The following is a 13,255-nucleotide window of genomic DNA, read 5'->3' on the forward strand; positions in this document are numbered from 1 at the left end:
TTATTTAATACAACTGTATTACAAAATTGCAAGAAAAAATATTTCCTGTTACACTGGAACCATGCCTAAAATAATCGATCATGAAAAAAGAAGAAAACAAATAGCCGAAGCCACTTGGCGGACGATTTTGGAGCGGGGAATGGAAGGAGCGACAGTGAGAAACATCGCCCAAGAAGCGGGTCTTTCTTTAGGCGCGCTGAGGCACTATTTCACCACCCAGGATGAGCTTTTAGGGTATGCGATGACACTCGTAAAAGAAAAAGCGGCCGCCAGAATTAACGAAGTTGCCATGAAAGATCTGCCGCCGAAAGAAAAAGCGGTGCGTCTGATGCTTGAAATTATCCCGACAGATGAAGAAACGATGGCTGAAATGGAGGTATGGTTCGCTTTCACAGCTTATGCCAGACATAAGGGAGAAGAGTTTCAACCCCAGCAGGACGGGATCTTGGCATATATCCGCGGCCTGATTGACTGGCTGGATGAAAATAAGCTTCTGAAACCAAATCTTGATAAAGAAACCGAAGCGGAGAAAATGTACGCTATCGCCGACGGATTGGCGCTGCATGCCATGCTTGAACCTGATCGTCTTTCAAAAGAGAAGATCTCCCGTGTGCTCGTTCAGCATATCGAATCTCTTTTTATCTGACTGAAGCAAAAAGGCCGGATGTGTTCCGGCCTTTTTTTCAGCTTATGACTGAACGCCGAGCTCCTGCTGAATGTGCGACTGAAATGCCTCCTGAATCGTTTTGGCTACAGGTCCCGGCGCGCCGCTTCCGACCGGTTTTCCGTCAAGGGTTACGATCGGGATTAATTCAGACGTCGTTGACGAGATGAAAATTTCATCCGCATCTCTGAGTTCGTCTTCGGTAAGAGCCTTCTCCCGCACCTCAATCCCGTTTTCTTTCATCAGCTCTAACAGTTTCATCCGCGTAATGCCGTTTAAAATCAGCTCATTTGCAGGATGCGTCCGGACGGTGCCGTTTATGACGGCGTATACATTGGATGAGGTTCCTTCCGTGACCGCCCCGTCCCTTATCAGCACCGCTTCATAAGCGCCTGCTTCATAGGCTTTTTGTTTTACCATCACATTATACAGTAAATTCAGACTCTTAATGTCACACCTCAGCCAGCGTTTGTCTTCCGCCGTGATGGCCTGCGCTCCGGCTTTTTGTTCATTTTCCGGTTTTTTCACTGAAAAGGTGTATGCCGTCGTCTGCGGCTCCAAACCTTCGTCATACTGGTGCTTCCGCGGCGCCTTCCCTCTCGTCGTCTGTATATAGACCCCGCCGTCAATGAGTTTGTTTTCCTGTACGAGCTTTTGCAGATCCCATTCTATGTCCTCTGCGGAGAACGGCAGGGTGATGCCGATTTCTGCGGCGCTTCTGAAAAGACGGACGATATGCTCACGCAGACCGAATAAGGCGCCGTTATACACTCTGATGACCTCATACACACCGTCACCGAATTGATATCCGCGGTCCTCAATATCAACTGCCGCTTCTTCACGATCAATCAACTGGCCGTTTACTAATGTCTTCATGTAAACCCTCCTAATCGTTATCTGCCGTGATGTGCATTCTCAGCTGTTATTGTCAACTATTCTATCATACTGAACGAGCCGGCTGCGGAGTTTATTTTTTTCTTAAAATCTTATTATTCGACATCTTTTCTATGTCTTTTCCAGTTTTGTTCCTGTATACTTGATTCGACATACATATGCTGTTAACTTATGGCACTTCGCAAGCCTCCGCTGTTATCGGCATTATGCAGAAACTTATGCTACTGGAGAGATTGTTATGCGCAACACAAAAGAAGGTGCTTCCCCTTCTCTGTTTTCATTAGCTTTTAAACTTACGAGTTTAGCAGTTTTGTGCGGACTGCTTCTGGTAATCGTCATAATGGGATATTCCGCTTCCGCCGCAAAAAACAAACAGGTCACCGTGACCGCAAACGGGCAGCTTCGGGATGAAGCAGAAAGCCTGCGGCTGAAAAATGATTCTCCCGACGTCTTAATGAAACATTTGCAGAAAGAGCGTGACCCAGGGAAAAAAACGGTATATTTAACCTTCGACGACGGGCCGTCTCCATATACTGAACAGCTGTTGAATGTATTGAAGGCAAATGGCGCAAAGGCCACTTTTTTTATGCTTGAACCGCGGATGAAAGCCTATAAGCATTCCGTGCAAAGAGCGAAGCAGGAAGGAATCGCGCTCGGCCTGCACGGCGTGACGCACGATAATCACCTGTTTTATCAAACACCGACATCGCCGCTGAACGAAATGCAGCAGGGACGCGATACGCTCGAGGCAATCACTGGAGTAAAAACGGATCTTGTCCGCACGCCTTACGGCAGTAAACCGTCATTGACGGATGCCCAGATTAAGAATCTCGAAAAAGGCGGATTCGTGTACTGGGACTGGACGATAGACAGTGAAGACTGGAAGTACAAAAACGCACGGTACGTGCCGGAAGTATTGAATCAGCTCGCATATTTGGAAAGCGTTCATACGAGCAGGCCGCATGTCATTTTAATGCATGATCTGCCTGCGACGGTGCACGCTTTACCGAGCCTGATTCAAAAACTGAAAGCCCAGGGCTACTCCTTTGAAGTTCTGACGGATCAAATGATTCCCGTCCATGAATAAAAAAAGCCGGATCTGTATATGATCCGGCTTTTTTTATGTCGAAGCGCTGATCCGTTTTGCAAATTCACCGATCTTCTCATGGATGACAAGATCAAATAAATGGTCGCAATATGTCGGCTCAAGGTTAATGATCACCTGCTTCAAACCGGGAATCCGGCCCGCATCCTCAGGGACAAACCTTGCCGGCGCCACTTCAAGCGAAGTGCCGATCACAAGAAGAAGATCGGCTTTATCAAGCTTTTCATAAAGGGTTTCAAAATGCTGAACGAGATCGCCGAACAGCACGACATCCGTTTTTAATACGGTGCCGCATACCGCATGATCACCGATTTCGGCCGTACATTCCGGCACTTCGTCCTTCAGCAGATGAGAAAGCCCGTAGCGCGCTCCGCAGCGGGGGCATGCGGCGGTCTGAATTGAACCGTGAAGCTCATAGACACTACTGCTTCCCGCTTTCTTATGCAGCCCGTCAATATTCTGCGTGAAAATGTCTACCTGCTTTCCCCGCTTTTCAAGATCCGCCAAATACGTATGGCCGGCATTCGGCTCATAGCTTCCGCTCATTTTCATCTGAAAGAGCTGTTTGAATTTAGGCCAGAATTCACGCGGACGGCGTTCAAAGTATTCCCTGCTCATCGCTTCCATTCTGGAGGTGTCTTCGGTCCATATACCGCCCGCCGAACGAAAATCGGGAATGCCGGATTCCGTGCTCATTCCCGCTCCCGTCAGCACCAGGATACGTTCAGCCTGATTGATCAATGTTATAAACGCTTCCACTCTTCCACCGCCTTTTCTTTTTATCATATCATGAAAAAAGAACGGCGCCTGTTATGCCCGTTCTTTTTCTCCGGAATGATCCTTCACATGAACCGGATCATCGTGGCTCTTCTGTTTTACGAATACATTCTGGCCCGGATAGGCGAACTCCACGCCTTCCTCAGCAAAAATATCAATAATCCGGCGGTTGATATCCTGCCGCACGTCCAGGCTTTCCGCCCAGACGATGGTCTTTGTGTAAAAGTTGAAAAACAGATTGTAATAGCTGTCCGCAAACACGTCAAAGTTAACCATAATCGTATCATCATGCACGCCTTCATGTTCACGAAGCATTTCTCTGAGCCTTGTGATACACCGCTCTAAACGATCAATCGGCGTCGCATAAGAAACACGAACGGAAAACGTGACCTGGCGCTTCGTCATCCTCGTCCAGTTTGTGATGGCTTCCATGGACAGCGTTGAATTGGGTACGGTAACAAGCGCCCCCTGCGCCGTCCGGAACCTTGTGCTTCGGAATGTGATATCTTCAACGCCCCCCGTCACAGATGACGTCTCGACCCAGTCGCCGATCGTAAACGGCTTTTCCGTAATGATGATAATGCCGCCGAAAAAATTGCTGATCGTATCTTTAGCCGCAAGCGCGAAGGCCAAGCCGCCAAGTCCGAGTCCGGCCACGAACCCGTTTACATCATAATTGAATTCCTGCGCGATCACACTGACGCTGAGCGCGAGAATGACAAAGCGCAGCACCTTGGATAAAAACGGCGCCAAAATGTCATCCATATCCAGCTCAAAGCGCTGATTGACTTTATGAAATAAAAACGAAGACGCCGATGTCAGGTTGCAAAGCCCCCAGGCGATCAGCGCTATGATCAAAGAGCGGTACATTTTTTTGACAATATCCATCTGTCCGTCTAAAAACGGCGAATACTCAATCGCCAAAAACAGACCCAGCGCCACGAAAAACCATCTGGCCGGCTTGTCAAACGCTACGGCAATCTGTTTGAATATGTCGGTTTTCGGCTTGTTCGCCAATTTGTAAATGAGCTGAAAAAAGTATTTGACAAACAGTTTTCTCAAAACGAGAAAAGCCGCTAAAATTCCGATGCTGATACTGATCTGCAAAATATGGTCAAGAGTAAAAAAGCTCTGAAATTGTGTCATCATGGCATATGCTCCTTTGTCTTGTCGAAAATCTATTATACTAAAACATTCGGACATCAGCCTGTTTTAATGTCTTTAGGCAGCCTGAAAAACCCCGGCATCAGAGCACAGCCGGGGTTTTCACACATTCGTTCATCTTTCAGCCAGATACAACAGGGTCAGGCACTATTTCTTCTTTGATTGTGTCTGTTTCAGGAGAGTCGCTTTTTGGATTTCAGCATCGGTTTCGGCCTTAATTCTTTCTTCCACTTTCAATCTCCCTTTTCCCATGATCTCGCCTCCTTTTTGCCATTATAAAACATCACTGCGGATTGTAAACCGAAAAAAGCACTATCTTTATTCCAAAAAAATACTGTTTTGCACATTCACCAGTTTGAATCGCTGTGCATATACGAATCTGATATAATAACAGAAATGCCCATGAGGGGAGCTGACAAGCTTGTATACCATCGCTCATCGCGGCGCATCCGGTTACGCGCCCGAAAATACATTTGCGGCATTTGATATCGCTGCCGAAATGAACGCTGATTTCATTGAGCTTGACGTCCAGCTCACAAAAGACGGCCAGATTGTCGTCATCCATGATGACAAAGTCGACCGGACGACGGACGGCTCCGGTTTTGTAAAAGATTTTACGCTGAAGAAGCTGCAGTCTCTGGACGCCGGCAGCTGGTATGGGGCTGAGTTTAAAGGGGAGCGGATTCCCCTGCTCGAAGAGGTTCTGAAGCGTTATCATTCTGAAATCGGTTTTTTAATTGAACTGAAAGGGCACATTTCTCAAGTCGGTCTTGAAAAAGCAGTCGGCCAGCTGTTAAGCAGGTTTACCTTTTCCATCCACCCTATCGTTCAATCATTCAGTCTCAAATCGATTCAGACCTTTCACGACATGTATCCGTCCGTTCCGACTGCAATTATCGCAAGACCCAGCTTCGGGATGTTTTCCAAAAGCCAGCTGGCCGCTTACAAATCAGCCGCAAATTATGTCAATATTAAATATACCCGCCTGAATCGGTTCTTGATTTCCACCGCTCACAAACACGGCCTGAAAGTATTTGCCTGGACGGTCAGAAATCACAAGACGGCCGAAAAGCTGCAAATGATGGCAGTTGACGGCATTGTAACTGATTTTCCGGATATTATTTCTAAGGATGGCTGATATGAAACAATACATCGCAATTTTTATCGGAGGCGCGCTTGGCGCATTGCTCCGCTTTGAAATGAGCGCGCACATTCACAGCGGATCTTTCCCGGGTGCCACTTTCCTCGAAAACGCGGCGGGAAGCCTTTTACTCGGTCTTATTACGGGTTATTTCATCATTCGGGCTAAACGCCCTCTTTTTACCGCCTTTTTAGGAACCGGTTTTTGCGGAGGTTTCACGACGATGTCAACCTTCGCAAAAGAAACCGTTTTTCTGCTGCAATCGTCTCCCGCAGCGGCTTTTTGTTATGCTGCCGCGACTTTATTCGCTGGTCTTGCCCTTGCATACGCCGGCATTTTTTGGGGACGGCGGATTGCCCTTCACGCAGCGGGAAGGGGGCATGATACGCCATGACGATTGTCCTGATGCTTATCGCGGCGGGTATCGGAGCGGTATTACGGTCTCTGCTGGGTAAAACAATTTCAGAAAGAACAAAAGGTTTTCCGATTCCGCTTGGAATGGCTGCGGTCAACCTGCTCGGCTCCTTCGGCCTCGGCATATTCACCGGATTGGGTCTGGATAATCCTTCTGCCGGCATCATCATCGCGACGGGCTTTTTCGGTGCGTTTACGACCTTTTCCACATTCAGTATTGAAGCCGTGCAGCTGATGATGAACAACCGCATAAAGGAAAGTCTGCTCTACATCGCTGTTTCAGCAGCCGGAAGCCTTTTGGCGTTCTGGTGCGGCTTTGTTATGATAACCATTTAAAAAAACCTTGAGCTTATTTTTCGCTCAAGGTTGCGTTATGAAGCATGACCGTTTCAGGCACGGGCAGCGGGCGGTTTATTGTCCCCTGACCGCCCGGGCGGCCCTGTTCTTCTTTGAGTTCAAGCTGTTTAATAAACCGGCCGTCCATTTCTAATATGAGGGCAGTGTATCCCCCGATTTGTATCGACTCACCCGCACAAATGTCAATATTCCGTTTCAGCACAAGACCGCCGATCGTATCGACTTCCTCTTCAATCTCTGCGCCGAGAAGATGATTCACCTGATCGATCCGAACCTTTCCGTCCAGCACATAATGGCGTTCGGACAGCTTTTGAATCTGCGGCTGTTCGTCCTCATCAAATTCGTCTCTGATATCGCCGACGATTTCTTCAAGTATGTCTTCGGTCGTCACAAGACCGGACGTTCCGCCGTATTCATCAGACAATATCGCCAAATGAATCCGTTCTCTCTGCATTTTTATCAGCAGGTCGTGTATCGGGATCGTCTCGATGACTTCAATCACCGGGCGGACGTAAGACATGATGGATACTTCCGCTTTTTCATCTTCTGTCATAAACAGCAGATCTGAAAAGAGATGCTTCGTATTGATCATGCCGATGACACTGTCTTTGTCCCCGTCCGTTACGGGCCAGCGCGTATATTTGTCTTTCAGCATCATATCAAGCATTTCCGGCACGTCCATATCAGTGGAAACAGCCGCGATTTCTTTTCTCGGGATCATGATTTCCTTGGCGATCCGATTATCAAAATCAAAAATTTTATTCACAAATGTATATTCAGACGGATTGATTTCTCCGTTTTTTAAACTTTCTGACAGCAGGATCCGCAGCTCTTCTTCAGAGTGGGAGCCTTCATGCTCAGATGCCGGCTTTAATCCGGCCAAACCGGTCAGAATTCTCGCGGAGCCGTTCAGCACCCAAATAAACGGGAACATGAACACGTAAAATAACCGAAGCGGTCCGGCAATCCATAACGTCAGCTTTTCCGCTTTTTGAATCGCAACCGTTTTAGGCGCAAGCTCACCGACGACGACATGTAAAAACGTAATCAGCCCGTACGCCGCAGCAAAAGCAATCACATGCTCGGCTGAATCCGGCAGCCCCATGCCCTGAAACACAGGATGAAGCATCCGCTCAAATGCAGGCTCTCCCAGTACGCCGAGCCCGATGGATGTGAGTGTAATGCCAAGCTGCGAGGCGGATAAATACTCATCAAGATCCGTAATGATACGCTTTGCGAGCACCGCCCGTCTGTTCCCTTCTGAGATGAGCTGATCGATTCTGGATCTCCTCACTCTGACGATCGCAAATTCACTCGCCACGAAAAACGCCGTTAACGCAATGAGCACACCGATTAAAATCAAACTGTCAATATCGTCCATTTCACCTTATCCCGAATTGAAGGATAAGGACGTCACCTCCTGATTTCATCGTTTTTTCTTAAGCGAGAGGAACGAAATGGGTGATTGACTACACAGAGGGCCCCATCCTGCCACCTCCTAAGTCAAAGCATGATTGTCATTTGTATAGTTTATTGTATCACAACTCCATTCTTTCATCATTTTCAGATTTTTCATCATATAAAAACAGCCTTCAAAAAGAAGGCTGCCGTTATCTGCTTCGGAAATGATTTTCTAAACAAAGCGCCGTATTAATCCCCCCGAATCCCATGCTTAAGCTTAACGCATGGTGTACGGTATGGGCGCTCGGCCCGTCGGTCACCCACTGAAATGAATCGTCAATCGGCTCCGTTAAGTTTCGGATCGGATGAAGCTTGTTTTCCCGCATTTGCAAGAGAACAGCAATGATTTCCACCGTTCCGGCCGCACTCAGACCGTGTCCGGTAATCGATTTTGTCGCATTAATCCGCGCGTGCGACAGGCCGCTTTCAGAAAGCGCCCGGCATTCAGTCTTATCTCCGATCGGCGAACCAGTGCCGTGCGGGTTGATGTAATCAATCTCTTTCGCTGAAAGACCGGCCCGCTCCAGCGCCTGGCGGATCACCGTCATTTCGCCCTCTGCTGAAGGATTCGGGTTGCGGTTGGCATCGGAAGCCATCCCCCAGCCCTTTAAGCCGGCCCACGATCGTGCGCCCCTCTCTTCGGCAGATTCAGCGCGTTCCAGCACAATCGCCCCGCACGCCTCTCCGAATATAAACCCGTCCGTATGCCGGTCAAACGGGCGGCAGGCGGCTTCAGGCCGTTCAGCGTATGTATCAGTGCCCATCGCTCCCAAAGAACGGAGAGCGTGACACTCCATGTACGACAGATCGGCCAGCGCCCCGATCACGATGCACCGGTCAAACAGGCCTCCTATGATTCCTTGAGCAGCCTGGATAACCGCTGCCTGGCCGCTTGCCGACGCGCCGCCGACCGTAAAGGCCGGCCCTTTTATCCCGAATTGCTCCGTGCAAAGCCCCGACAAATCACTATCCATAAAAGAAAGCCCGTATGTCGGATTTACAAATTGCGGCGTTTCACCGTTTTTCTCAAAGGCCTGCAGCAATTCGCGCTGCGTCATATTCGACCCGCCGATGATCAGACCGGTGCGGCTGTGATCAGCGCCGTCTAATTGAGCGTCATGCCACGCTTCATATAAAGCGATAAGCGCCGTCTTTCCTGATAATGCGGCCCTTCGGTACAAGCGCTTCGACAGCGCGTCCGGCGGCGTTAATTCGCTAAGCTCCGCGCCGATAAACGAACTGCCTTTCTGCCGGCCGGGGCGTTTCATCACATCAAAGGCGTGCCGCCCCTCCATGAGCGCAGCGAGAAACGCCTCCTTGCCTTGTCCGACCGCGGTTAAGACTCCGATTCCTGTAATGCTGATGTCTGACGTGCCATTATTTCTCCTCGACATGTGTCCGTTCTCCCATCTTTATGTATTGGAAGCTATGAAGAAAAATCTTGATACAGTGCTTTGAAAATATCGCGCGACTGTCTGATCTGTTCCGAAGGCACGCTGAAAGATAATCGGAAATAGCCGCTTTTTCCAAATCCGCTGCCAGGTACGATCAATAGTTTGTATTTCTGTGCGGCATGCATGCAGAACGCCACTTCGTCTTCAATCGGTGATTTCGGAAAGACGAAAAAGCCTCCTTTCGGCATTTCAAATTCGAAGCCGGCTTCTGTGAGGATGTCCACCATAAGGTCTCTCCGCTTTCTGTAAGGTTCAGCGTCAATCGAAAGATCATCCATTTTCGCCACGGCGCGCTGCATCATGACCGGAGCGTTCACAAAGCCGAGCGTCCGGTTGCAGAAAACGAATGCATCCGTCAGAAGATCGCCCTCAGGCATTTGGGCGTCCGCCGCGATATACCCGAGCCTTTCCCCCGCAATGCCGAGATCTTTACTGAACGAACTGACTAAAATCACGCGGTGATACGCCTGAAACGGATTCGCCTGCTCTTCTCCGTAGATCAGCTGGCTGTACGGTTCATCAAATAAAATAAATATGCTTTGGCCGTTCCGCTCTTCGGCTTCTTTTAATAAGGCGCCCAATTCGTTAAGGTTTTTCTGGCTGAGCACAGTCCCCGTCGGATTATGCGGCGTATTAACGATCAGTCCTTTCGTACGGGGGGTGATCGCACCTTTAACCGCTTCAATATCAATCTCAAATGAGTCAGTCAGCGGGCAGATGACGGGTCTGCCGCGGTAATTTTCAACATACGCTTTATATTCCGCAAAATAAGGCGAAAGAAGGATGACTTCTTCCTCCGGGTTTAAAATGCTCTTCAGCGCGACATTCAGCGCCCCGCCGGCTCCGACCGTCATAACTGTATGCCTGGCGGAAATTTCTGTCTGAAACCGCTCTGACAAAAAGCGGGCAACCTTTTCTCTCGCCTCCGGAAGCCCTTGGTTTTGTATGTATCCGTGCCGTCCTGTTTCAGCCGCTTCGCATAGCGCCTTTTTAAATGTTTCAGGCGGCTCCGCAACCGGATTTCCTATCGAAAAGTCAAACACCTTATCGGCGCCGAACTCTTTTTTCAGCCGAGCGCCTTCATCAAATAGTTTGCGTATCCATGAACCTTTCTCCAGATTCTGTGTCACTTCCCTTGATAAACCGGCCACTGTCATCTGTCCCTTCTGTCTTTTTCTGCCGTTTCTATTTACAATGATTATGAAAGATTTACATGGCGCAGTCAACGCTTTTTCAGACAGCCTGCCGCCCCGTTTCAGGAGAAAGACGGAAAACAATAAACTTGTGCAAACTCCCCTTCATATATTAAACTATTCTCATAACTATAACGTGATGGTTGGGGAGGGATTTAGATGGGGCTGAGACTTATCGCATCAGTGAATTAGCAGAGCTTGCCGGTGTAACGAAACGCACGGTGGATTACTACACAAACCTCGGGCTTTTAAAGCCTGACAGGTCTTGTTCGAACTATCGTTACTACGATACACTTGCACTTAATCGGTTAAAGTTTATAGTCGCTTGTAAAAAGCAGCGATTGGCCCTGTCTGATATAAAAGATCGACTGGAGAACCAGTTTCCCTCTTCAGCCCTGCCTGACGATGTTGGAAATCTGGCATCGGAAATTGATCACATGAATCAAAACATCTCCGGGATCTTGAATCGGTTTGAAAAGCTTGAACCAGAGGAGCGCGCCCAGCTGAAAAAAAGGCTGGCTCCTGAAAAGCTTGCAGTGCTTCAATCATTTATGCTGCTGTTAAGTTAAACCATTATCTTACTAACAGGAGGTGTTACCTTCATCTTCCCAAAAGAAGTGAAGGTTCTAATTGGACATTGTGAATTTGATTTTAGTCGCGGTTTTAATCGCGCTGACGGCATTTTTCGTAGCATCTGAGTTTGCGATAATCAGAATCAGAGGCTCACGGGTTGACCAGCTTATAGCAGAAGGAAATAAAGCCGCAATCGGTGTCAAAAAAGTGACCACGCATTTAGATGAGTATTTATCGGCGTGCCAGCTCGGCATAACATTGACTTCCATCGGTCTTGGTGTCTTAGGCGAATCAACGATTGAACGCTTGCTTCATCCGCTTTTCACAAAGATAAACGTACCAAGCTCATTATCGCATATTATTTCATTTATTCTCGCCTACGCGATCATTACATTCTTACACGTGGTCGTGGGAGAATTGGCGCCGAAAACAGTCGCCATCCAGAAAGCGGAAGCCGTTTCAATGCTGTTTTCGAAACCGCTCATTTGGTTTTACCGCATCATGTTCCCGTTTATCTGGCTTCTGAACAACTCCGCCCGTCTTTTAACGAAGATGTTCGGTCTGGAGACGGTGTCTGAAAATGAGCTTGCCCACTCTGAAGAAGAGCTGCGCATCATTTTATCGGAAAGCTATAAAAGCGGTGAAATCAACCAGTCTGAATTTAAATATGTGAACAAAATCTTTGAATTTGACGACAGACTTGCAAAAGAAATCATGATTCCGCGTACGGAAATCGTCAGTCTGCCGCATGATATTAAAATTTCTGAAATGATGGATATCATTCAGATTGAAAAATATACCCGGTACCCTGTCGAAGAGGGTGACAAAGATAATATTATCGGCGTTATTAACATTAAAGAAGTGCTGACCGCCTGCATCAGCGGCGAAGTATCAGTCGACTCGCCGATTACGGATTTTGTCAATCCGATCATCCATGTGATTGAGTCGGCACCGATTCATGATCTGCTTGTAAAAATGCAGAAGGAACGGGTTCATATGGCGATTCTGTCGGATGAATACGGCGGAACCGCGGGGCTTGTCACCGTTGAAGACATTATTGAAGAAATCGTCGGAGAAATCCGTGATGAATTTGATATCGATGAAATCAATGAAATCCGCAAACTCGGCGACGGCCATTACATGCTTGACGGCAAGGTCCTGATTGATCAAGTGAACGAACTCCTCGGCATCCATTTAGAAAATGACGAGGTCGACACCATCGGCGGCTGGTTCCTTACCCAGAAATACGACGTCGAACAATACGACTCGATTATCGAAGAAGGCTGCGAATTTATCATTAATGAAATTGACGGCCACCACGTCGCATATATCGAAGTGAAAAAACTGGCGTTTGATGAACTGCTGGAAACCGCCGAACAAAAAGAAGCATAACAAAAAAGCTTGCGCGTCTGATACAGACGGCAAGCTTTTTTTCATTTACAGTTGTTCAAGTTTTTTCTCAAGCTCTTTAATTCTGGCATTCAGCTCTTCTGTCATGGCCGCAAGCCTCTCCTTCGGCGCAAGATCGGAAAAGTCCTCCAAAAAAATCGGCTCGCCGATGATAAGCCGCATTTTTCCCTTTTTAAACAGCGCTTTTCCCGTAGACGGCCCTTTATATGCGGCCGGAACGAGCGGCGCTTTCCCCATTTGGGCGATGGTCACGGCCCCTCTTTTCAGCGGGACGTCTTCAGAAGTTCTCGTGCCGCTCGGAAAAATCCCGACAATCTTCCCTTCCTTCAGTAGCTTAATCGGCGTTTTAATGCTGCTCGGACCCGGATTTTCACGATCAACCGGAAACGCGTGAATCTTCTTTAAAAAACTTCCGATCCACTTTTTCTGAAACAGCTCTTTTTTCGCCATATAATGAATCTGATGGGGCAATATCCCGACACCGAGCGTGAGGACGTCCACCCAGCCCGCATGCGTGCACGCGATAACGAATCCTTTATCAGACGGAAGATTCTCTTTATTGTATACTTTGACTCCTCCGCGCAGAGAAAGAATGAATTTGATGGCATTTGCACAAAACTTATACATAACGCACTTCCTTTGTTGTAA

The 13,255-nt window shown here is 48.1% G+C and carries 15 protein-coding genes; 7 read left to right on the forward strand and 8 right to left on the reverse strand.

The window, feature by feature from the left end; genetic code table 11:
* Positions 1-61: 61 nt before the first annotated feature.
* Complete coding sequence (locus OWN49_RS04385; protein WP_015388489.1) at positions 62-646, forward strand: TetR/AcrR family transcriptional regulator; 585 nt, start codon at positions 62-64, stop codon at positions 644-646.
* A 42-nt stretch (positions 647-688) separates the two neighbouring features.
* Here OWN49_RS04385 and dat read toward each other — a convergent pair whose 3' ends face one another.
* The gene (gene dat / locus OWN49_RS04390; RefSeq protein WP_077722003.1) at positions 689-1,540 is read right to left on the reverse strand and encodes a D-amino-acid transaminase; all 852 of its coding nucleotides are present in this window, start codon (positions 1,538-1,540) and stop codon (positions 689-691) included.
* 256 nt (positions 1,541-1,796) lie between these two features.
* Between dat and OWN49_RS04395 the strand changes: the two genes are divergently transcribed.
* Complete coding sequence (locus tag OWN49_RS04395; protein WP_077722002.1) at positions 1,797-2,645, forward strand: polysaccharide deacetylase family protein; 849 nt, start codon at positions 1,797-1,799, stop codon at positions 2,643-2,645.
* Positions 2,646-2,678: 33 nt separating this feature from the next.
* Here OWN49_RS04395 and OWN49_RS04400 read toward each other — a convergent pair whose 3' ends face one another.
* The 3 genes from OWN49_RS04400 to OWN49_RS04410 all read right to left on the reverse strand — a co-directional run bounded on the left by OWN49_RS04400 (position 2,679) and on the right by OWN49_RS04410 (position 4,856).
* Entirely contained in the window at positions 2,679-3,449 is a 771-nt protein-coding gene (locus OWN49_RS04400; RefSeq protein WP_217904172.1) for an NAD-dependent protein deacylase, read from the reverse strand.
* 24 nt (positions 3,450-3,473) lie between these two features.
* Entirely contained in the window at positions 3,474-4,589 is a 1,116-nt protein-coding gene (locus OWN49_RS04405; RefSeq protein WP_003155296.1) for a mechanosensitive ion channel family protein, read from the reverse strand.
* A 162-nt stretch (positions 4,590-4,751) separates the two neighbouring features.
* Positions 4,752-4,856 carry a YhdX family protein gene (locus OWN49_RS04410; RefSeq protein WP_003155299.1) on the reverse strand — a complete coding sequence of 35 codons (105 nt, stop codon included), beginning with the start codon at positions 4,854-4,856 and terminating at the stop codon, positions 4,752-4,754.
* A gap of 169 nt (positions 4,857-5,025) precedes the next feature.
* Here OWN49_RS04410 and OWN49_RS04415 point away from each other — a divergent pair, with 169 nt between their 5' ends.
* From OWN49_RS04415 to crcB, 3 genes are read left to right on the forward strand one after another with little or no spacing between them, the layout of a single operon-like run.
* Entirely contained in the window at positions 5,026-5,742 is a 717-nt protein-coding gene (locus OWN49_RS04415; protein WP_077722000.1) for a glycerophosphodiester phosphodiesterase, read from the forward strand.
* A 1-nt stretch (position 5,743) separates the two neighbouring features.
* On the forward strand, positions 5,744-6,139 hold the full coding sequence (locus tag OWN49_RS04420; protein ID WP_077721999.1) for a fluoride efflux transporter FluC: 396 nt from the start codon (positions 5,744-5,746) through the stop codon (positions 6,137-6,139).
* On the forward strand, positions 6,136-6,495 hold the full coding sequence (gene crcB, locus OWN49_RS04425; protein WP_077721998.1) for a fluoride efflux transporter CrcB: 360 nt from the start codon (positions 6,136-6,138) through the stop codon (positions 6,493-6,495). Before OWN49_RS04420 ends, crcB begins: the two co-directional genes overlap by 4 nt.
* Positions 6,496-6,508: 13 nt before the next feature.
* On the opposite strand, the gene OWN49_RS04430 is transcribed toward crcB, so the two are convergent.
* The 3 genes from OWN49_RS04430 to OWN49_RS04440 form a co-directional block, all read right to left on the reverse strand.
* On the reverse strand, positions 6,509-7,897 hold the full coding sequence (locus OWN49_RS04430; RefSeq protein WP_003155303.1) for a hemolysin family protein: 1,389 nt from the start codon (positions 7,895-7,897) through the stop codon (positions 6,509-6,511).
* A gap of 229 nt (positions 7,898-8,126) precedes the next feature.
* A complete protein-coding gene (locus tag OWN49_RS04435; protein ID WP_070081567.1) occupies positions 8,127-9,371 on the reverse strand; it encodes a beta-ketoacyl synthase N-terminal-like domain-containing protein in 1,245 nt (414 codons plus the stop codon).
* Positions 9,372-9,403: 32 nt separating this feature from the next.
* Positions 9,404-10,588, reverse strand: a complete 1,185-nt coding sequence (locus tag OWN49_RS04440) for a pyridoxal phosphate-dependent aminotransferase (protein ID WP_015417125.1) — start codon at positions 10,586-10,588, stop codon at positions 9,404-9,406.
* 179 nt (positions 10,589-10,767) lie between these two features.
* Between OWN49_RS04440 and OWN49_RS04445 the strand changes: the two genes are divergently transcribed.
* Both OWN49_RS04445 and OWN49_RS04450 read left to right on the forward strand, forming a co-directional pair.
* Positions 10,768-11,193, forward strand: a complete 426-nt coding sequence (locus OWN49_RS04445) for a MerR family transcriptional regulator (RefSeq protein WP_014304704.1) — start codon at positions 10,768-10,770, stop codon at positions 11,191-11,193.
* A 61-nt stretch (positions 11,194-11,254) separates the two neighbouring features.
* Positions 11,255-12,589 carry a hemolysin family protein gene (locus tag OWN49_RS04450; RefSeq protein ID WP_017417354.1) on the forward strand — a complete coding sequence of 445 codons (1,335 nt, stop codon included), beginning with the start codon at positions 11,255-11,257 and terminating at the stop codon, positions 12,587-12,589.
* A gap of 45 nt (positions 12,590-12,634) precedes the next feature.
* On the opposite strand, the gene OWN49_RS04455 is transcribed toward OWN49_RS04450, so the two are convergent.
* A complete protein-coding gene (locus OWN49_RS04455) occupies positions 12,635-13,234 on the reverse strand; it encodes a lysophospholipid acyltransferase family protein (protein ID WP_003155309.1) in 600 nt (199 codons plus the stop codon).
* Positions 13,235-13,255 lie beyond the last annotated feature (21 nt).

The organism is Bacillus sp. NEAU-242-2 (genome assembly GCF_027853835.1).
Classification (GTDB): domain Bacteria; phylum Bacillota; class Bacilli; order Bacillales; family Bacillaceae; genus Bacillus; species Bacillus velezensis.

Coding starts and splice junctions, on each gene's coding strand:
- OWN49_RS04385 (WP_015388489.1), top strand. CDS start 62: ATGCCTAAAATAATCGATCATGAAAAAAGAAGAAAACAAATAGCCGAA.
- dat (WP_077722003.1), bottom strand. CDS start 1,540: ATGAAGACATTAGTAAACGGCCAGTTGATTGATCGTGAAGAAGCGGCA.
- OWN49_RS04395 (WP_077722002.1), top strand. CDS start 1,797: ATGCGCAACACAAAAGAAGGTGCTTCCCCTTCTCTGTTTTCATTAGCT.
- OWN49_RS04400 (WP_217904172.1), bottom strand. CDS start 3,449: ATGATAAAAAGAAAAGGCGGTGGAAGAGTGGAAGCGTTTATAACATTG.
- OWN49_RS04405 (WP_003155296.1), bottom strand. CDS start 4,589: ATGATGACACAATTTCAGAGCTTTTTTACTCTTGACCATATTTTGCAG.
- OWN49_RS04410 (WP_003155299.1), bottom strand. CDS start 4,856: ATGGGAAAAGGGAGATTGAAAGTGGAAGAAAGAATTAAGGCCGAAACC.
- OWN49_RS04420 (WP_077721999.1), top strand. CDS start 5,744: ATGAAACAATACATCGCAATTTTTATCGGAGGCGCGCTTGGCGCATTG.
- crcB (WP_077721998.1), top strand. CDS start 6,136: ATGACGATTGTCCTGATGCTTATCGCGGCGGGTATCGGAGCGGTATTA.
- OWN49_RS04430 (WP_003155303.1), bottom strand. CDS start 7,897: ATGGACGATATTGACAGTTTGATTTTAATCGGTGTGCTCATTGCGTTA.
- OWN49_RS04435 (WP_070081567.1), bottom strand. CDS start 9,371: ATGTCGAGGAGAAATAATGGCACGTCAGACATCAGCATTACAGGAATC.
- OWN49_RS04440 (WP_015417125.1), bottom strand. CDS start 10,588: ATGACAGTGGCCGGTTTATCAAGGGAAGTGACACAGAATCTGGAGAAA.
- OWN49_RS04455 (WP_003155309.1), bottom strand. CDS start 13,234: ATGTATAAGTTTTGTGCAAATGCCATCAAATTCATTCTTTCTCTGCGC.